This window comes from Janthinobacterium sp. Bl 1, from assembly GCF_058215535.1.
In genome coordinates this window covers 3875622-3895090 of the sequence record NZ_CM177086.1, presented here as the reverse complement: position 1 = coordinate 3895090, position 19469 = coordinate 3875622, and the positions used below count along the sequence as shown (strand labels likewise).

20 protein-coding genes are annotated in these 19469 nt (G+C 58.7%); 13 read left to right on the top strand and 7 right to left on the bottom strand.

Annotated features, from left to right (window positions below; translation table 11 throughout):
* The first annotated feature begins 4 nt into the window (after positions 1-4).
* From AC4BCN_RS17420 to AC4BCN_RS17375, 10 genes are all read left to right on the top strand, one after another.
* Positions 5-667 carry a DUF4376 domain-containing protein gene (locus tag AC4BCN_RS17420; RefSeq protein ID WP_338678906.1) on the top strand — a complete coding sequence of 221 codons (663 nt, stop codon included), beginning with the start codon at positions 5-7 and terminating at the stop codon, positions 665-667.
* The gene (locus AC4BCN_RS17415; protein WP_338678905.1) at positions 667-1497 is read left to right on the top strand and encodes a hypothetical protein; all 831 of its coding nucleotides are present in this window, start codon (positions 667-669) and stop codon (positions 1495-1497) included. Before AC4BCN_RS17420 ends, AC4BCN_RS17415 begins: the two co-directional genes overlap by 1 nt.
* A complete protein-coding gene (locus tag AC4BCN_RS17410; RefSeq protein WP_338678904.1) occupies positions 1497-3347 on the top strand; it encodes a hypothetical protein in 1851 nt (616 codons plus the stop codon). The genes AC4BCN_RS17415 and AC4BCN_RS17410 overlap by 1 nt, the downstream gene beginning before the upstream one ends.
* Positions 3348-3515: 168 nt before the next feature.
* Positions 3516-3845 carry a hypothetical protein gene (locus AC4BCN_RS17405; RefSeq protein ID WP_223278734.1) on the top strand — a complete coding sequence of 110 codons (330 nt, stop codon included), beginning with the start codon at positions 3516-3518 and terminating at the stop codon, positions 3843-3845.
* Complete coding sequence (locus tag AC4BCN_RS17400; protein ID WP_338678903.1) at positions 3842-4366, top strand: glycoside hydrolase family 19 protein; 525 nt, start codon at positions 3842-3844, stop codon at positions 4364-4366. The genes AC4BCN_RS17405 and AC4BCN_RS17400 overlap by 4 nt, the downstream gene beginning before the upstream one ends.
* The gene (locus AC4BCN_RS17395; RefSeq protein WP_338678902.1) at positions 4363-4887 is read left to right on the top strand and encodes a hypothetical protein; all 525 of its coding nucleotides are present in this window, start codon (positions 4363-4365) and stop codon (positions 4885-4887) included. The genes AC4BCN_RS17400 and AC4BCN_RS17395 overlap by 4 nt, the downstream gene beginning before the upstream one ends.
* Before the next feature lie 112 nt (positions 4888-4999).
* Positions 5000-5788, top strand: coding sequence for a DNA adenine methylase (locus tag AC4BCN_RS17390; RefSeq protein ID WP_338678901.1), 789 nt, complete (start codon positions 5000-5002; stop codon positions 5786-5788).
* Positions 5789-5987: 199 nt separating this feature from the next.
* Entirely contained in the window at positions 5988-6677 is a 690-nt protein-coding gene (locus AC4BCN_RS17385; RefSeq protein ID WP_338678900.1) for a hypothetical protein, read from the top strand.
* A 177-nt stretch (positions 6678-6854) separates the two neighbouring features.
* The gene (locus tag AC4BCN_RS17380) at positions 6855-7538 is read left to right on the top strand and encodes an SOS response-associated peptidase (protein ID WP_338678899.1); all 684 of its coding nucleotides are present in this window, start codon (positions 6855-6857) and stop codon (positions 7536-7538) included.
* Positions 7539-7613: 75 nt separating this feature from the next.
* A complete protein-coding gene (locus AC4BCN_RS17375) occupies positions 7614-8288 on the top strand; it encodes a hypothetical protein (RefSeq protein ID WP_338678898.1) in 675 nt (224 codons plus the stop codon).
* A 2-nt stretch (positions 8289-8290) separates the two neighbouring features.
* On the opposite strand, the gene AC4BCN_RS17370 is transcribed toward AC4BCN_RS17375, so the two are convergent.
* Both AC4BCN_RS17370 and AC4BCN_RS17365 read right to left on the bottom strand, forming a co-directional pair.
* Positions 8291-8497: a hypothetical protein gene (locus tag AC4BCN_RS17370; RefSeq protein ID WP_338678897.1), complete on the bottom strand. Its 207-nt coding sequence runs from the start codon at positions 8495-8497 to the stop codon at positions 8291-8293.
* 852 nt (positions 8498-9349) lie between these two features.
* On the bottom strand, positions 9350-9889 hold the full coding sequence (locus AC4BCN_RS17365; protein WP_319991413.1) for a hypothetical protein: 540 nt from the start codon (positions 9887-9889) through the stop codon (positions 9350-9352).
* A gap of 562 nt (positions 9890-10451) precedes the next feature.
* On the opposite strand from AC4BCN_RS17365, the gene AC4BCN_RS17360 reads away from it, so the two are divergent.
* On the top strand, positions 10452-10676 hold the full coding sequence (locus tag AC4BCN_RS17360; protein WP_338678896.1) for a hypothetical protein: 225 nt from the start codon (positions 10452-10454) through the stop codon (positions 10674-10676).
* Between the two features lie 205 nt (positions 10677-10881).
* On the opposite strand, the gene AC4BCN_RS17355 is transcribed toward AC4BCN_RS17360, so the two are convergent.
* Positions 10882-11877: a cupin domain-containing protein gene (locus AC4BCN_RS17355; RefSeq protein WP_490491375.1), complete on the bottom strand. Its 996-nt coding sequence runs from the start codon at positions 11875-11877 to the stop codon at positions 10882-10884.
* Between the two features lie 59 nt (positions 11878-11936).
* On the opposite strand from AC4BCN_RS17355, the gene AC4BCN_RS17350 reads away from it, so the two are divergent.
* Entirely contained in the window at positions 11937-13301 is a 1365-nt protein-coding gene (locus AC4BCN_RS17350; protein WP_490491374.1) for an MFS transporter, read from the top strand.
* Between the two features lie 512 nt (positions 13302-13813).
* Here AC4BCN_RS17350 and AC4BCN_RS17345 read toward each other — a convergent pair.
* The gene (locus AC4BCN_RS17345) at positions 13814-15292 is read right to left on the bottom strand and encodes a hypothetical protein (protein WP_490491373.1); all 1479 of its coding nucleotides are present in this window, start codon (positions 15290-15292) and stop codon (positions 13814-13816) included.
* Between the two features lie 176 nt (positions 15293-15468).
* Between AC4BCN_RS17345 and yddG the strand changes: the two genes are divergently transcribed.
* Positions 15469-16374, top strand: a complete 906-nt coding sequence (gene yddG / locus AC4BCN_RS17340) for an aromatic amino acid DMT transporter YddG (RefSeq protein WP_490491372.1) — start codon at positions 15469-15471, stop codon at positions 16372-16374.
* Between the two features lie 93 nt (positions 16375-16467).
* Here yddG and AC4BCN_RS17335 read toward each other — a convergent pair whose 3' ends face one another.
* The 3 genes from AC4BCN_RS17335 to AC4BCN_RS17325 form a co-directional block, all read right to left on the bottom strand.
* Positions 16468-16755 carry a hypothetical protein gene (locus AC4BCN_RS17335; protein WP_490491371.1) on the bottom strand — a complete coding sequence of 96 codons (288 nt, stop codon included), beginning with the start codon at positions 16753-16755 and terminating at the stop codon, positions 16468-16470.
* A 65-nt stretch (positions 16756-16820) separates the two neighbouring features.
* Positions 16821-18179, bottom strand: coding sequence for a Vps62-related protein (locus AC4BCN_RS17330; RefSeq protein ID WP_490491370.1), 1359 nt, complete (start codon positions 18177-18179; stop codon positions 16821-16823).
* A 121-nt stretch (positions 18180-18300) separates the two neighbouring features.
* On the bottom strand, positions 18301-19350 hold the full coding sequence (locus AC4BCN_RS17325; RefSeq protein ID WP_490491369.1) for a helix-turn-helix domain-containing protein: 1050 nt from the start codon (positions 19348-19350) through the stop codon (positions 18301-18303).
* Positions 19351-19469: the final 119 nt, after the last annotated feature.

Here is a 19469-nt window from a genome sequence, read left to right as displayed (position 1 = left end):
TATCATGCCTATTCTTAAATCCATTACCTTGCCCAACCATGCTGTTGGCGAATTTCACGTGGCCCGGCGCCTGGAGGTCGATTTTGTCAAATCGATTGCCATGCTGTCGGTGCTGAGCTATCCGAACGAAACAGCGTATCTTGCCGGCACCGGGCCGATTTACACCACTCCTGTCCTGGTGCCAGCGACGGCATGTGCCGCGCCATTGTTGGCCTCGGCTGAGGCCTGGCTTACCGGTGCTGCGGATAGCATCTTTGCGGGCGGCGTGATCACGGCGGACCAGGCGCAAGGTCTGGAGGCGATGAAATTGCGCCAGTGGGACCAGATCAAGGTGGCGCGCGATGCGGCGCTCGCTGGCGGTATGGCGTTCGATGGCAGCGTGTTCGACAGCGACCCGGTGTCGATCTCGCGCATCACCGGCGCCGCCATGCTGGCCATGATGGCGGTCTCTGCCGCCACGCCGTACAAGGTGACATGGGTATTGGCCGATAACACGACACGCGAGCTCGATGCCGCCGAAACGATGGCACTGGGCGCGGCGGCCGGCGCGCACGTGCAAGCCGTCATCGACCAGGGCCAGGCGTTGCGCGGCGAGCTGGAGGCCGCCACCACGATAGGGCAGGTCGCCGCTGTGGCTTGGCCTATTCGTGTCCTGCAGGAGCTTTGATGGCCAACCTTCGCATCGTCTACGACAACGCCGCCGATCGGGCCGCGCTGACCGCATCGAGCCAAACCGGAGAGCTGGGCCCGGCCAACCTGCAGCTCGACGACAAGTACGACGTGCATCGCTCGCTCGGCCTGGCCCTGACCATCACCGCCACCTGGCCCTCGCCCGAGATCGCCGGCTGCGTGGCGCTGCCATTCTGTAACCTGACGCCGACGGCGACGATTCGCGTGCGCGGCTACGTCGAGCCAGGGGATGCTGTGCCCGATTTCGATACCGGCGCCGTGCCAGCGTGCGAGTACGCCCGGCTGGGCATGTGGGACTGGGGCGCGCTGCCGCTGGGCGTGAACGCCTTCAGCTATGGCGGCGGCACGTATGCGCGCTGCTGGCTCCCGATGGTCAGCATCAAGAAACTGGTCATTGACCTGGCGGACCCAGACAATCCGGCGGGCTATATCGAGGCCGCGCGCCTGGTGGTCGGTCCCTACTGGAGTCCGGAGCAAAACGCCTCCTACGGTGCTGGCGTCACGTCATTCGATACCAGCACCCAGAACCGCACCGGCGCCGGCAGCCAGACTGTCGAGCGAGGCGCGATGTATCGCAAGCTGTCGCTCGCGCTCGAGCATATGACGCCGCTGGACCGGGCCGAGCTGTGGCGCATTGTGCGGGGCAATGGCCTGACGCTCCCTGTACTGGTCAGCCTGTATCCGGACAGCGACGATGGCGAGCTCGAGCAGGCGCACCAGGTGTATGGCCGCCTCGCCAGCAATTCCGCCATCACTACCCCGTATTACCAGGCATACGCCACCAACATCGAAATCGAGGAACTGTAATGGCCGACTTTTTTTACTATGGTCAAAAGGATGTGATCCGGCGCCTGAATGAGCTGGCCGGACGCGGCGCCGTGGTGGCGTCGTATGCGCCAGCCGTGGGTATGTCGCCGCTTGGTGGCCCGAATGGCTATATGACGCCCGCATGGTTGGACCCCAGCATTCCAATTACAACATCATTTCCGGTGACGGTGGGCATAACCAGCAAATATGGTTATGCCTATCTCGGACAAAATCCGCCGACTGGCCTCTGGTATCGGATTGCCACATTTGCTGCGGATGGCAGCAGCAATGCGCAGCATCTGCGTATTGATGGGGTGTTGAATGATGGCTGGGCGGCAAATGCCAGCTCCCCTTTCGTGCTCATGCTGGGCGTTCGAGGCGGGTTTTACTATGACTCGACCTTTAATGGAGTAGTCCCGATCAACGCCAGAATACAGGTGTTCCAGCTGGTAAATGGGACGTTTGAGGTGTACTTGAACTTCCGGGCTGGCACTTTTGGGGCGGCTTCGTTTAGCCTTCTAGGCTATAACGCAACCACTTACGCGCAGCCTGCCTCAGCGACCGCGATGCCCGCTGGAACACTGGTCTATGACTCAGGCAACGCTGCTGTATATCCGCCACGCATTCGAGGGATTTCCTCAGCCGGCCTGTATTCAGGCACGCAAAACGCAGTGCAGATCAACAACGGCTTATTTATTGGTGACTGGACGACGGGCGGGTCTTATATTTTGAACTGCCCAGTTGGCTCTGCAGCAGGCAGTGTGAACAGCGTCATTTCTTCGGGCATCGGCGGACTGGTCGGCACCTACTCGGCTGGCAGTATCGGTTGGTACGTGTCCGGTGGAAACGGAGCCTTGCCAGGCAAAGAAGGCTACCGGTATATCCTTCGGGCTTACGACAAAAACTCCAACACGACCTCAGCGGACATAGCAAGGTTTGGCGGGAATGGCCTAGTCTATCTTCAACTCTTAAAAGCAGGTAGTACAGATACCTCTGTGTTGCGTCACAATATCTGCCGAGGTGCTGCGCAAGGTGATGAGATTTTATATGTTGGGCGTGATGGGCAGAATCCAAGTCTGGTGGTGTTGGCGTCTGCGGGAACCCAAAATTGGGGCGGTCAACGTGCGGTATTGTACGTTGGTTCTAATAGTACTACGGGGCGTAGTGCTATGGCCGAGGGTACGCTCAATGCATCGGGCAACGACTATGCTGAGTACACTCGTAAGTGCCTGGGTTGCGGTATTGTTTCTCCGGGAGCGCTGATTGGCATCACTGCTGATAATGAAATAACTGACAAGTGGGCCGATGCCGTCCTGTTTTCGATCAAATCGACCGCGCCCTCGTTCGTTGGTGGCGACTCCTGGGCAAGCGTCATCGGGTCGCGCCCGTCGCCCCAGGCAGGGCCAACGCCGACCCAGCCCCTGCGTCGCGCCGATGTGGCCATGCAGCAGCAAGTGCCCGGCACCAATCCACCGGAATATGAGGACGTGGTAACCGAGCCCGGCGACAGCGATGAGGCATGGGCCGAAAAACAGGCTGCCTTCGCAGCTGCGCTGGCCGCACATGAACTTGCCCTGTTGCAGGATGCCGAGTCAATGGCCGCCTTCGACGCGGCTCTGGAAGTCGAGCGCCAGAAGGTCGACCGCATCGCCATCGCCGGCCGCGTGCCGGTGAACGTGCTGGGCGCCCAGCCGGGCGACTACATCGTGCCGGTCCAGGACGGTGCCGGCATCAAGGGTATTCCCATCCACAAGGCAGACCTCACGCATTCGCAGTATCTGGAGGCCGTCGGGCGTGTTATCTCGATTGAACCGGACGGCAGGGCCTATGTGATGGTCAAGGTCGTGTAGCAAAAAAACGCATTCACCACAAACCCGCTTCGGCGGGTTTTTTCATTTCCACCACCTGAAAGGCACTACATGGCCATCGAAACGACCGCCGCCGGCGGCGCACTGATCAAAATTTTTGGCATCCCGGTCTTGGCCGGCGCTGCTGCAACCTCACTGGGATTCATGTTCATGTGGCCAAAAACAGCCAAGGAAGCGGGCGTGCGCTTCTTCGTCACCATTCTCTTTTCCGCCCTGATGGGCCCAGCCCTGGTCGTGGTCGTGCGCAACTGGATGCCGGGCCTGTTCGACAGCGCGCGCGCCGTCGCCGTGCTGTACGGCAGCGACCCGGCGCTGGGCTTCCTGTTCATCGCCGCGCCGCTCATGGTCGCTGCTGGCTTGCCCGCCTGGTGGGTGCTGGGCGCCACGGTGCGCTGGTTCGACAAGCGCCGCGACAAGGACATCGGTGAGTTGGCGCGCGACATGGCCGCCACTGTCAAGGACGTGCGGGGTGGCCTGTGAGCGCCATTACGCTGGAACAGCTGCTGTCCATCATGCCGCTGGCTCGCCTGCGCGCGGCTGCCTTCCTGGCGCCGCTGAACGCGGCCATGGTGGAATTCGGGATCACGACGCCGGCGCGCCAGGCCTCGTTCCTGTCTCAGGTCGGGCACGAGTCTGGTCAGCTGCGCTATGTGCGTGAGCTGGCCAGCGGCCAGGCCTACGAGGGGCGCGCCGACCTGGGCAACACGCAACGTGGCGACGGCGTGCGCTTCCGTGGGCGTGGCCTGCTGCAGGTGACGGGCCGCGCGAACTACGCCGCCTGCGGCAAGGCGCTGGGCCTGGATCTGCTGGCCCAGCCTGAGCTGCTCGAGCAGACCGTCAACGCCTGCCGTTCGGCCGGCTGGTTCTGGCAGACGCGCGGCCTGAATGCCTTGGCCGATGCTGGCGACCAGGAGCGAGTGACGCGCCGCATCAATGGCGGCGTGAACGGCCTGGCCGAGCGCCTGGCTTTGTATCGAGAAGCACGCAAGGTGCTGGTGTGATCGCGCTGGCCAAGCTGGCGAGCGTGGTGCCTGGCTGGCTTTACGGCGCTATGCTGGTGTGCCTGCTCGCCGGCGTCGGCATGCTGCACCAGCGCGCGCAGGGCAACGCCCAGGGGAGGGCTGCAGTGCAGGCGCTGTGGGATGCCGACAGGAAGACCCGCGCGGCAGCGGAAACGAAGGCGGTGGCGCAGCGCGCCGCCGAGAATCTGGCGCAAGCCCGACAACAGGCCGCCACCGCGCTGGCCATCAAGAAAGTCTACGATGACGAAATCAACCATGTTCGCGCTCGTCTTGCTGCTGCTGAGCGCATGCGCAAGCCCGCCTTCTGTGCAAGTGGTGGACCTGCCGCCCCGGCCGGTGGCAGTGGCGCCGAAGGAGGCGCTACAACCGATCCCGCCAGCTGGCTACTTCCTGACGCGGTGGCGCGAGATATTCAAGCCTTGATCCTGCAGACAGAGGAAGTGGCTGCGACAGGCCGCGCATGCCATAGTTTCGTGCGTGAAAATGGCATGGCGCCATAGAAAGGATGGCTGATTGTCGCTGCGCTAACAGCGGCAATCAGCCGGTACCTGGCGAGTAGGCTTGGATTGCCTCATGGGAGGAATTCGACTTTATCACTAGGAGGTACACATTTTGGCACTACCCATCATCCCCTGGATCGGCGGCAAACGACGCTTGGCCGACCGTATCATCCCGCAATTTCCGCCGCACACTTGCTACGTCGAGGTTTTCGCCGGCGGCGCCGCCCTGTACTTCATGCGGCCGCCGGCCGAAGTCGAGGTGCTGAACGACGTGAACGGTGAGCTGATCAACCTTTACCGCGTCGTAAAAAATCACCTGGAGGAATTCGTGCGCCAGTTCAAGTGGGCGCTGTCGAGCCGTGAGGTGTTTAAGTGGCTGCAGGACACGCCACCGCATACCCTGACGGATCTGCAGCGCGCGGCGCGCTTCTTCTATCTGCAGCAGCATGCCTTCGGCGGTAAGGTCGACGGGCAGAGCTGGGGCACTGCCACCACCGCGCCGCCGCTCAACCTGCTACGCATCGAGGAGAACTTGTCGGCCGCGCACCTGCGCTTGTCTGGCGCTTACATCGAGAACCTGGACTGGTATAAGTGCATGGAGCGTTACGACCGGCCGCACACGTTGTTTTACCTGGACCCACCATACTGGGAGATGGCTGGGTATGGCGTGGAATTTGAGTTCGCCCAGTACGAGAAGATGGCCGAGTTGATGGCCCGGCTGAAAGGCAAGGCCATCTTGAGCTTGAATGACCATCCCGACATCCGGCGTGTGTTCGCGCGCTTCCAGATGGACACGACCGGCATCCAGTACAACGTCGGCGGTGGAGGTAAGGCGGTGGAGCGTAGGGAGCTGATTATTTACAGTTGGGATCGGGATGCAGAGCCAGCTGGCCTATTCTAAGTAGTTCTACAATCAGGCGCCAGTGGCTAGGACGGCGAGATCGTGCTGGCGCTGGCGCGGGATTAGCCGCATGGTTGGAAATATGAGGGGGACTATAGGCGATTATTTTTTTGGATGTACTTGACTTAATTTTATTTTTTAGGGGAAAATGTCAATGTAAATATATTTTAATTTTAATCTTTGGATTGTAGGAGTTGCCTTGGAAGATTCGGCTGATAAGCTTCGGAGAAATCTGGTTGTGTTATGTGTTTCGATAATGATTTATACTTTTTTAAGGCCGAAATTTTCTGATAAGGGAGGTCTCGGGTTTGATCTTAGAGATATAAATTTATCAAGGGCCTGGATTTCTATTATTTTTGTATTATTATATGTTTTTCTGAGATTTTTTCATAGCGATGAAGCTGTGGCGGATAGAAAGAAATTGTGGAAAGAGTTTCGTATACATGTGAGAGAAACGATCTTATCAAGTCTCAATAAAGATTTGTCGAGATTTGCAAAGAAAAATGTGGTGCGCTATTTTGATATTAATCTTGTTAAAAATGCTCTGGATATATCCGGGACATTGGGATTTGACAATGATGAAAATTGCAAATTTTTAAATTTTGGCGGTTGTGATTTTACGGAAAGCACAGGATTTAAATTGTCTGGCGGTTCTGTTATATTTACAACTTGCTATATGATAAAATCAAATAATCATAAAAGTACTTTTAATAATAAATTTGATTTCAAGTTTAATTTTTTTAATAAGATAATTGTTGTGGTGAAAGCCTTGCGTAAAATGCATCCGTTGGGGAAGGCATTTGTGGATGTGATGCTTCCATATGTGTTGGCGATCTTTGGTTTTTATTTTTGCATTATAAATTTCTTTACTCTGTACTTTAAAAGTTAGGGAATTTCATTTGAGTCCTCGTGGGCTCGAGCGGCTCTGTACAAGATGGTGTAGCGTGATAATGCTTAAGAAAATAGAGCACTAGCTAGCATTCATAAGAAATGATGGTTTAGCTGCATGGTTGTCATTGAGAAAATCTTGCATACTCAATTTTCTTGTTTGTGAAAAGGTAAATGTATGTGCGCCGACTACACCCCCAGCCGCAAAGAGCAGATCGAAGACCGCTTCGGTATTCGACCGCCCGAACTCGACTTGCCGCCCGAGGCCTGGCCAGGCTACATGGCGCCCATCCTGCGTGCCTCCTATGAAGCGCATGGCGAGCTGGAGATCGCTCCCGCCATGTTCGGCATGGTGCCCCATTGGGCCGACCACAAGCTGGCCCGCCAGACGTACAACGCCCGCACCGAGACGGTGGCCAGCAAGCCATCCTTCCGCAGTGCCTGGAAGCGCAAGCAGTTCTGCATTATCCCGGCGGCCAACTTCTTCGAACCCAACTACGAAACCGGCAAGCCTGTGCGCTGGCGCATCGAGCGCGCCGACGGCGGCCCTGTGGCCATTGCCGGCATTTGGGAATACCGGCCGGCAGATCAGCTGCTGTCGTTTTCGATGCTGACGATCAACGCCGACGGGCACCTGCTGATGCAGCGCTTCCACAAACCCGACGATGAAAAGCGCATGGTGATGATCCTCGACCCGGACCAGTACCAGGGCTGGCTGGACGGCTCGCTGGTGTCGGAGGAGGACGTTTATCGGCAGTATCCTGCAGAGCTGCTCGTTGCGCAGCCCGATCCGATGCAGCCGCGAACCCGTGCGAATGCGCCTGCGCCAGTTACGCCTGTGGAGCAGGGCGGGCTCTTCTAGTTACAAATTTCGACTTCTCGTTGTTCATTTTCGCCAATATACTGTATATATGTACAGTATTTTTTGGAGTTCGTGATGAAGGTATGGGCGAAGCGACGGCGAGAGGGCGGGGCGGCGCTGGGAGCGCCCGCGCCGGTAGTCGAGGGCGCCATGCTATTGGAACTGCTGGTGGTCGAAGTCACGCTGGAGGGGAATCGACGCCCGTCAAAAGTGGCGCGCCTGCAGACGATAGGCGCGCCGCGCATTCTGGCGCAGCTTGCCAGGCCCAAGCTGGTGCGGGCACAGGGGTGGAATCTGGTGCTGAGCGGCATTGAGGCAACGAGGGATGAGTCTGGCCACGCCCGCGAGGTCGCCCAGACCTGGGTGTGTAAGCTTTTCGTGCCGGAGCACGCCGTCGGATTCCGTATCAAGGAACTATATCGATCGGGAGTAGCGCTGCCGAAAAAACTTGCGCGCGAGAGCAGTGGCTCGCGTGGGTTGCTGGCTGTGGCCGACGACTACTCAAATGTGCTACAGCGGCACACCACTTGCGCCGAGCTGCGCAGGCACCAGATTTCCACCTTTCCGGAGGGGCGTTTGATAGACTGTCACATCGAGTGGATGTCGGAAGAGTCGTTCGAACTGGGAGGCTTGCAGTTGCGGGAAGCATTTGAGAGCCGGCCCGAGCAATTGGAGCGAGGCGGGTGGATGATCGACATCGATTTCAAGGAACGCGAGCTGTCGAAGAGCGAGGCGCGCATCCTGCGATAAAGTCATTCCAGCACATCTTTTAGGCTTATCCCAGCTTTCACGCAATGATTGCCTGATGACGACCAGCCAGCTACGCGCTGCGCCTGGTCGACCAGTACGATGACCTGGCAGCCAGCCGCTGTGCTGCCGTAATTCAGCTGCAGATATTCGCCGAGGTGCTGATAGCTGGCAGGCGTGCTGTAGCGGGCGGCGAGGGCGAAGCTGTTCATGCCAATAACGCTGGGTTGCGTGGTCACTCGCGGAAATGCCGCACCGCAACCTTGCTGCGTCAGCGCGGCGAACAGAAGTGCACCATATATTGGGTAAGATGTGGACACCGATCCGCCAAGGACGTTATATTTAAACCATTATGGCAAGGTGTGCCGGTTGGTGCTTGAGGCGCGTCACCTCGCGAGCTGCGAAATTTCAGTGTAATTTTCAGTGTAATCCAGTGCAATTCAGGCGGCGTCACTGGAGCCCATTCGGTGAACTCTCCCTATGAGAGCACTGCGCAGACAGATGCGCAATGGCATTCACACTGCAGGGGTCGCAAGTTCGAAACTTGCACTTCCCACCAAAAATTTTAGTTTGTATTCAAAGACCTGGGATTTCATATCTTGTCTGAATAGGAACTTGGGGCAAATCTGGGGCAATGGGTTGTTAACCCGCTGTCCAGCCCCAAATGATACGGCCGCTTCCTGCGGCCGTTTTCACGTCAAGCGAGTACACACGCTTAGCTTGCGGGCGCTTCCTCTCGACGGAATTGTTAAGCTAAACCAGCGCCAGACCTATTTGTTGCCAGCGCCAGCGGGTGCATTGCTGCGCCCTCCGCCAGATGGCTTGCCCGTTGCACTTGGCCACCCTCCGCCATTTCCTTGCCCACGGCCACCGCCAGCTGCCCCGCCACCTTTACCGCCACCGTCCTGGGAGCCACCACTACGGCCTCCGTTATTACCGCTACCTTTGCTCATTTTTATCTCCTTTCCGGATCACTGTGAATCGCCACGAGTCTGCTGGACACCCGCTAGCCTTTCTCGGAATGCAGCTCATTTCTTGTCGTCTTTGTTGCTTGCCGCTTCACATCACGGACATGCGGCATTCGCGAGGCCTCCGGTGTTGCAAGCGTTGAGATAGCCTTGCGCCACTGCGGGCGTCAATTTGCCGCCCGTCTGTGCGTTTATGAATGCTGTGCGACAAGCGCTTTGACCGTTGCTCCCTGGGACAATCGTTTGAGCGTTCATGCGTTGAACATAGGTGACGGGGTCGACGCCACAGAGCAGGGCGTTGCTTTGCGCGACAAACGCTCCGGCAGCGTTCTGGACGATATTGGTCGCTTGTTCGCAGTTGTTGGCCTGAGTGCGCACTGTCAGGTGGAGAGGTACGGGCGGGTTCACGCCATTTGGCTGGAGGCCAAAGGTCAAGTGAACGTCGGGTTGCGCGGCCGTCAATTCACACACTTGCAGGTTTTGCGTAGCAGGGCTGAGGCTTTTGCAGAGGCCGCTGGTGGCGGCATTGCCATAAAACGCCAGCGATGGGCATCGATTGGGAACCTGCGCCAAAGCACAGGAGGAGGCGGACAACAGCGAAACGATCATTGCGGCATGACGCATATGGGATTTCATCTTGTTCCTTTCGACTTGGTTGAATGGTTGAGTCTGCTATCTCAAATTGAGCTCTGGCGAGTAGATCCAGGATGTAAGAAATACAAATCCTATATGTTTCTACTGAAGAAAAACTATTCAAATGTAATAATATTAATTTTTTGAAAATATCGTTGATGTGCATCAGTGGTGTCCCGTTCCAACTGAGGACAAGTACGTTTTCCAGCTATCGGGGATGTTATCTGCTGATGCGATAGCGCTCTTGATCCTTTCCTTGGGCGGAAAAATTATCTATCCGGCTGCCGTGCGATCGTCCCGATTCCGGCTCAGGAAGTACGGATCGTCTTCGGTCAAGTGTTGCAGGGCGTCAAAAAGCGCCGTGATTTGCGCGTTCAGCTGTGACAGTACCTCGGTTTGCTGGCGCTGGGCGTGTTCCAGGCGGCGCAGCGATTGTTTGTGCTGGGGAATGATGGAAAGGGCTGAGCGGGCGTGTTCGATTAGCTGGCATTGTCCCTCTCGCTGGAGCGCGGTCCCCGCGCAGGGAACGAGGGAGGTGAGTGAGAGGCTGGTGCAGTGTTCGGATTTGACATACCGTCTCACCGATTTCCCGGTTGAACCCATCGATCTTTTGCCGGGCTACAGCACGCTGGGACGTTGCCTTCGTATGCCGATCATGCAACTGACGGCAGGTTGCGGCATGATTGCTGCGGTATTCCTGCAGGCGTGTCAGGATCGGTCGCCGCTGAACGGCGCGCGTCAAGCGTCGGTGATCGGCGTTGAGCAACCGCAGGTTCGCATGCCGGCTTAACATCACTGGCATGCCCGCTGCTTCCGCAGGTAGGGCAGCCCAGTTCGCCGTTGCTCGGCTCGGCACCATCGTTCATGAAGACAAGGCCGCCCGACGTCGAGGCGTTCAACTGGCCAGCGGCGCGCGCGGTCGCGACGGCCTGCTGCGTTTCTGGCGAGAGGTCGCTGAAAAATGGATTGATCCGCGCTTCCCTCAGCGACTCTCCTCAAGGCATTTGCCGACAGGCGCCCGGCGGCTTGCCGATGACGCGCTTGAAAGCACGACTGAACGCGGCTTGAGATGTATAGCCAAGGCGTCGGGCGACGACGTCGATGGACACTCTTTCGTGAGTGAGCAATTGTGCGGCAAGACGCATTCTCAATTCCGTGGCATAGCGCAGGGGCGGCACTCCGATGGTGGTTTCAAAGCGTCGCGCGAAGACAGAGCGGGAGATATGACACTCCGCAGCCAACTGTGAAACTGTCCATTCACGACCAGGCTGGCGGTGCAGCGCCAATATGGCACGAGCAAGGCGCGGATCACGCAATGCGGCGAGGAGGCCAGAAGCGTTTTCACAACCGCATTCAATCCAGCCGCGCACGATCATTGCTGCCGCGACCTCCGCGAGGCGAGCCAGAATGCCTGCAAAGCCAATACGGCCGGCGCAGATTTCACGCTTCATTGAATCAAGAACAGGCAGTAACCCAGGATAGTCTTGCGCTTGCGTGTCAGCCACCATGACGGTTGGCATCAGCTTGCCGATCCCTTGCATCCCGCCGAGATCGAATTCCATGCAGCCGTAAAAAATAACCGCACTGGGCATGGGGTGCGTACTGGGACATGTGTCTACTCCGCTAACGGATTCACCAAGGGGCGCGGCATCGAACTTTTCGATGTCCTGAAATGCAATACCCGCATCCGATAGAAGCTGATGTCTCCTGCCGTGAGGCATGAACGCCGCGCTACCGGCGGACAGCTGATGCAACTCACCATCATCCGTACAGATGTAGGCAGTGCCAACGGCCAGGAAGTGGAAGTAGGCGTGGCCTGGCTTGTCTTCAAAGCCCATGCCGAAAGCTGGACCGGTCTGAATGCGGCGGTACTGGACTCCACGCAGGCGCATACCCGTCAATAGTTCACTGACGAGATTAGATGATGGAGAAATTTGATTTTGCTTGCTCATTTTAGGTGTTTCGATCAAAACATCAAGACTTGCCATCATAGATCATCCTGAATTTTAGCTCTAGACTTTCGACTCCGATTGTTTTAGGGATTCTAGAGATGAACAACGATGTTTTTGCTACCAAGCAAACGCCCAACGCGAACGATGTATCTGTTTTAGAGCCAGCGGCAGCAGCATGGATGGCCGTGTTTTCACTGGCGATGGGGGTTTTCGGTTTACTGACGGCGGAGTACCTGCCAGCCAGTCTATTGACCCCGATGGCCTTCGATCTTGGCGTATCGGAGGCACTAGCTGGCCAGGCAGTGACGGTGACGGCCGTCGTGGCCATGTTCGCCGGGCTGTTGGTGCCAGGTCTCACGCGTCATTTTGACCGGCGTATCGTCTTGTTGGCTTTCACCGTGCTGATGATCGCCTCCAACCTGCTGGTGGCGTTGTCCTCAAGCTTGACAGTATTGTTGGTGATGCGCATTCTTCTGGGCGTCGCGTTAGGAGGCTTTTGGAGCATGGCGGCAGCCGTGGCTATGCGGCTGGTGCCGGCGAGGTTGGTGCCGCGAGCGCTATCCATCATATTCAGCGGCATCGCCATCGGGACGGTCGTTTCTGTACCGTTAGGCAGCTACTTAGGCGGGCTATATGGCTGGCGCAGTGCATTTATAGCAGCTGCGGCTGTCGGAGGGCTAACACTTGTGTTTCAATTGTTCACGCTGCCCCGTATGGCGCCGCGCACGACGATGCGCACCACATCGGTACTGGGATTGCTCCGTCGCCCGGGGATCGGGATCGGGATGTTGGGCTGCGTACTTGCCCATACGGGGCAATATGCATTGTTCACCTACATTCGCCCCGCTCTTGAAAGCGTTGTCCAAATAGATGTAAACGATTTGTCTCTGATGCTCCTGGGTTTTGGTGTCGCCAACTTCGTTGGCACGCTGCTGGCCGGCTGGCTAATGGAGCGTAGCCTGCGTGCTACTTTAGTGCTCATGCCTGCGCTGGTGGGCTTGGCGGCATTCGGCATGATCTTGCTGCCAGTCCAAGGAACAGGCCTGATGCTTTTGGTCGCTCTGTGGGGCCTGGCGTTCGGCGGCGTACCTGTCGCCTGGTCCAACTGGGTAGCCCGTGCCGTTCCTGATCAAGCGGAGACAGCTGGTGGCATGGTCGTCGCTGCGGTGCAATCTTCAATAGCTGCCGGCGCTGCATTGGGTGGCATTATGTTCGGGTTGGGCGGAGTCACGGGCGTTTTCATTATTGCTGGCGTGGTGATGCTGTTCGCTGCTCTCGTTATCGCTTCAAGAGTGCGAGTCGAATTGCCGCAGCGAACGGTGCCGAGCTCCCCAGTGCCTCTTCAGACGCTCCAAATACTGCTTTTCGCAATTGGGCGGGCTGGGAGTTTGGTGATGACCAGTCCACCGCCAGCGCGCAAAGTCCTCGATTTGGCCGAGCGCGCGAAGCAGAAGACGGGCTAGTTTATCGTAGCAAACTGTGCCGCTATCGCGCGCAAAAGCAGGCGCTCTGCTGCTGCCTCGATCGGATAAACCATCCTTTGCCGGCAGTTATGGCTAGGGAAGGCCAGCTTTTGCTAGCGCGTACGAACGCTACACCGATGGGGCACGCCACGAGTTGGCCGATGCCGGGACTATGCTAGTCCGTGCTCGATGCACGTACCTGCTTGGCCAGTTCTGTTCCAGCAAACTGAAAACCTTTGACGTTGGCAAAGATCGGATCCTTGAGTTCCTGCAGCTCGTGATGCGGGAATGCGGTTTCAGTGCTTTTCGATAGAAGAAGGCGCCACCGCCGACCAGAATAATATTTTTAATGTCAGYACCACCAAGAATACACGACAGAATCAAGACTTGCGTAGAAATGCAAGTCTCTTTTTTGTTATTGCAGTGCTAAGATAGTTGTTCAGGGCGGCAGCCTGAGTCGTCAGCATGCGCTTCCCGGCATCAAGCCATGCTGCGGCAATTGCTTGCGTATGTTAATTACCCACGGCCCGATCCGGGATGATCCATTGGAAATCCGTGAGGGTGAAGGGTGCCAGGCACGAACTCTTGGGGTTGAGCGAGGCGCGCAGGTTCGGGCATTGCGGATTTTGATAGCTGGCCACGCCCGGGGTCATGGCTTTAAAGCTGCTGGGCCAGCCTGCGTTGGCGTGGCAGGTGTAGCAGCTGGTGCCGACCGGGTGCGTCACCAGTTCGATGTACGGGTTGGTGGCGACGGGGAGCAGGTCCGGGTTGCCTTTTTCCGGGATGCCGTAGGCTTCCGTCAGCAGATAGTGTTTCCATGGTCCCGTGGCCTGGATGTCGGACGGGCGGTTGGCGGCATACGGCATGCTGTCCGGACGGTCCGACCACCACACGCTTTGCAGGCCCCAGCTGGGAATTTCCTTGGTATTGATGTGCATGGCGACCGTGACCAGGTAGTCGCCGGCGCCGAAGGGCTGGCCGTTCAGCCAGTAGCTGGCGGCGTTGATGATGGCCTTGTCGGCTTCGTCGAAACTGGCCCAGTCGGCCGCACTCACCTTGTGGTGGTAGAAGTCCTGCAAACCGTATACCTTGGCGGCTTTGGTGATGACGGGCCATGGCGTGGTGGTATCGTGCTTGTACAGGCCGTGCAGATAGCTGACCTTGGCCATCTGGCCGACCTGCTTGCCGTCCGGGTCGATGGCAATGGCCGTACGCCACTTTTCGTAGCCCGCATAACCGGTATATTTGGCGCTGAAGTCGTTGTGCCACACGGGCAATGCGGTCAATCCCTGGGCTTTTACGGGCCAATACATGTGCTTGGTCACGACATAGCTGGGTGGCGCATTCAGATTGTGCACGCGCTTGGCTGGATCGTCCTTGCTGTACAAGGCATCGAGCGTGCTTTGCTTGTAGACGGGCTGTTTCGGGTCCCGGATGAAATCGAGCGCCTCTTTGCTCAGCGATTCCGTCGCGATCATGATATCGCCATTGAAGGCGAAGTGGATGCCGTCGCGGATGCTGATTTTGGTCTTTCCCCCTTCCGTCGTGCGGACTATGGCGCCGGGATACGCGGCGATGACCTGTTGCGGGATGTGGTAAAACGGCGTGTTTTGCACGTTGACGGGAGTCAAAGTGCTCGCCCCCATGCGGCCCATGCGGCGCTTGGCTGGCTTCACGTCCGCCGTGGCGGTTGCCGCAGTGCCGCTCAACGCCGCGGTGTCGCCGAACGCGTCGGTGCCGTTGGGCCAGGTGTACCAGACTGGCCAGTCCAGGCCGGTGGCCGGCTGCATGATGCCGGCCCACAAACGCCAGCCGTGCGCGCGCACGACGGCGTTGTCGCCTGTCTTTACGGCCGTCTGCAGCGCGCGGGTTTCTGCCGGTTCCAGATAGCCATAGCCTTTGGGGAAGGGCTGGTAGGCGGGCGTGCCGGCGGCTGCGGTGGCGCAGAACAAGACGGCGAGGCTGGCGGACACTAACTTGGGAGCGGACATGAATGCACCTGTTTAAGTTTGGTTACTGGAATACATAGTATCCGCAAATAATTGATGAAATCTCAATAATTGTCACCGCTGATTGCCCTGGCGAACGACACCGTGTATGGTCTCGCAAGCCCGGCGCCTGGCTGGTGCCGCCGGGCGTTTGATTGCCTCACCTGAATGACATACACATGAAAAATACCAACAAGGCCACCCTGACCGGGCTGGGCGCCATTCTGCTGTGGAGCTCGATTATCGGGCTGATCCGCAGTGTCACTGACTTGCTGGGACCCACGGGCGGGGCGGCGATGATGTACAGCGTGGCGTCAGTGTTCCTGCTGTTGTCCGTGGGTTATCCGAGGCTGAGCGAATTTCCTCGGCGCTACCTGGTCTGGGGCAGCGTGCTGTTCGTTACCTATGAGCTGTGCCTGGCGCTATCGATAGGCTATGCCAGCACGGCGCGCCAGGCCATCGAGGTGGGCATGGTGAATTATCTGTGGCCGACCTTCACCATTGTCGCGGCCATCCTGTTCAACGGGCAAAAGAGCAATTTCCTCATCGTGCCGGGCTTCCTGCTCTCCGTCGCCGGCATCTGCCGGGTGCTGGGCGGCGAGCAGGGCTTTGACGTGGCCGGCACCGTGGCCAATGTGCGGAGCAGCCCGCTCAGCTATGGCCTGGCCTTCGCGGGCGCGCTGATCTGGGCCGCGTATTGCACCGTGACGGCGCGCCTTGCGCAGGGCAAGAATGGCGTGACCCTGTTCTTCATCCTCGTTTCCATCAGCTTGTGGACCAAGTACCTGCTGCAAGGGGGCAGCCAGATGGCATTCACCGCCGAGGCCATCATCTATCTGGTCCTGGCCGCGGGCGCCATGGGCTTTGGCTACGCCGCGTGGAACGTGGGTATTCTTCACGGTAACGTCACTATCCTCGCTGGCGCCTCGTATTTCATTCCCGTGCTGTCCGCCGCGCTGTCGTCGCTGCTGCTGCGCACGCCGCTGTCACTGGCCTTCTGGCAAGGCGCGGCCATGGTGTGCGGCGGTGCCATCCTGTGCTGGCTGGCGACGCGGGCGGGACGTGCCAGGCCGGTCATCAGCTAGCACTAGCCGAAACACGCCGCCACGCAACCGGCCAGGCGGTGCGGGCGGGGCTATTGACGCCCGCGCCATGCGGGCAGGATCAAGGTATCGCCATCAGAAAGTCCTGCAGCCCGGACCGGGAGCGAGTCCCCACGACTTGCCGAAGCTGCCCCGCTTGCACGCTTCAAGCGTGAGATTGGGCCTGGATTTGCCGCTGCATTGCCGCGCGGACCAGCAAGGGGCGTGGCCTTGCTGGTCCGCGGCGGCATCCTTCTCTGCCTTGGTGGTGGCCGGGCTGGCCGCCGCATTTTCCTTGGGTGTTTCCTTGTCCTGTTTGGCGGCACCCGCCATGGAAACGGCCGAGATCAAGGCGACAAGGCAAAACAGACGTTGCAGTTTCATATAAACCTCCTGGTTGGATGAGAAATGTCAAACACACTGTTGTACTGCTGGGAAAGAACGGCGATTCAATTTTCCATGGCTTCTGGCGGGCTCGCCTTGTCCGGCGGGGGAATGTTGGTGCGGTCCTGATTCCGGTAGGCGATCGGCCTGATCTGCGTCCCATCCGAGCGCGTCACCACCAGGTCGGTCAGCAATTGCCATTGCCATACACGCGCCGTTTCCTTGAAGATCAGCTGTTCCGAATATTCGACGCTGGTCTCTTCCGTGCGGCCGCTCAGCTGCGTTAATGAAAATGTGTTGGTCATGGAAAGGGATGCCGAGGCGGTGGGACCTTCGAACACGGCACCGACCTCGACATTCGTGGTGATCGACGTCGACCGTTCGAAGGTCGTGGATTCCTCTTTGGTCACGCCGACGCGGTAGGTTGTCGTCGTGGTGCCGCCCCCGGTCGGCGATAAAACGTTGTAGCAAAAGTAATACGGCTGGGCGGCGATGAAATAGAAGGGCGACGTGTATGGCTGGTCGGGTACGTTGCTGGCGTCACCGGGGATGGCGGTAAACGGGACGATCACGACTGGGCTCAAGCCGGCCTTCAGCTTGTGGTTGACCACAATTGCCGGGTCCAGCTCCGGCCGTGGCGGGCCGGGAAAATCAAATGGTTCCACGTCGAGGCAGGCCATGGGCAGGCGCAAGTAAAATGCCGGCAAGCTGCCATAGGTATACGCCAGCGGCGACAAAAGGACGTATCCATCCTGAACATCCTTCCATTTGTCCGGCCGCGCCTTCGGCGCTTCCACGCTGCCGCTGCTGTGCCATCCGTGTTCTTGCCATACGCGGATCTTGTCGACGGAAATGCACAGGTCTTTTCTCACGCACCAATACTTGCTTCTGTCCGGTTCCCTGGCGTTAAAGCAGATGCCAAGCGCGTAATAGCCATCGGGCGCAATGGGCTGCCAGTAGCAGATGTCCCGGGGGTTTTTGGAGCCTCTGTCATTGACCAGAAAACGGAACCCCGTCGGATGCGCCAATGCGGGGCCCAAGACGGACGGCGGCGCTTCCGGGCACGGTGACAGGTAAAACATGGGAGATGCCCGGGGCGGCTGATACGGCGGAGCCAGTCTGGTGGACACCGCGATGTCGCCGACAGGCAGGCAATTCGCATCGCGCTGCCCGCTGCCTGTGAAATGGTAAAGGCCGATCCACGGCATGTTGTTCAGGTCGGGGGGAAACGTGCTCAGGTCCAGTTGGCTCCATACTTCGGTGAACTCATCCGGCTTGGCCAAAGTCAAACAAATTTCACCGTAGCGCACCGCCGTCTTTGTCCAGTCCCTGGCGCGCACCGCCTTGACGATGGCGGCGTTCGCCTTTTCATTGTACGGAGCCAGGGCGGGGGCGAAGGTGGCATCGTTGTTGTCGTTACGCATGGGTGCAGAACTCCGTCGAGAGTAGGAACCGGTCCCGCAGCTGTCGCGGGCGGGTAGGGAACTTGATTCTCCATCCCCGGTTCATGCCGACTTGACACCCTGTTTCACTTTTTCAAAAATATTATTTTGAGGAAAGATCATTCCGGACTGCGCCTGAACTGTTCCCGAATTGTTCACGAAAATCTCGCGGCGACATGCCATACGCGCGGCTGAACGCGCGTGAGAAATCGGAGGCGCTGTTGAAGCCCAGTCCCAGCCCGATCTGCGTCACGGCAAGATGGCGCATGCTGGTCAGTTCATGTGCCGCGTCGCGCAGGCGGCAATGGCGGATGTAGGCGGCCAGGCCCCCCTGGGATTCAAACAGGCGGTAGATGGTCGAGCGCGCGACGGGAAACGCCCGCATCACGCCGTCCGGCGTCAGGTGTTCCTCGTGCAGGTTCGCCTGGATATAGTGTTCGATCTGTCCCTGCAGCGCGGCGCGGGCGACAGCGCGCCCATGCTCTTCCAGGCGCTGCTGCTTGGCAAATGCGGCAATGATCAGTCGGGCGCACGTGCGTAGCGTCTGCTCTTGCTGGTCTGCCGGCAGCGCTGGCAGGCGCTGGCATAGGATATTCAGGTAAGCCGGCAGCATGCGCGTCAGTGGCGTGGTATAGCCGACGATGCGGCCATGAATGGCTTCGGCGTCGGGCAGGTGCGCGCTGACCGCGGCACGGGGCAGGAAGAAGGCCAGTACATGCGCCCGCGTCGGCCGCACCATGCGCATCGGCTGGTTCATGTCCAGGGCCAGTATGCCTGGCGTGTATTGCAGCGCTTTTGCGCTGGGGCGCGCCGTGCTGGTCTCGATAATGCCCTGCACGGCGATGTGAAAGACGAAATCGCGCATGCTGTCGGTGGAGATGCGCTCATTGCTGCGCAGCTGGGTAACCGCGTCCGTGCGGCTATCCAGATATGCCATGTCCGGCAGCACGTACGTGTCGAGTTCTGCGTGAAAACCATTGCCCAGCTGCTGGCGCCTTACCTGGAGGTCAAGGAACCGGCCCAGATAATCGCGCCAGGCCAGTAGCTGCAGTTCCTTGTGCTCGCTGGCGACGCTGAAGTGCTGCCGCGTCAGCCCGCTGACGGGCGGCGTGCGGGCATGCCTGACGTCACGCGCGGCAAGTAGGTCGCGCATCGCCGTGGAATATTCCTGGCTCAATGGTGGTGGCTCCAGCGCTAGAGGGTAGCTGTTGCCGGCAGCTTGTCAGCCAGCACCATGATCTTGCCGGGATTGGGCCTGGCCGTCAAGACACC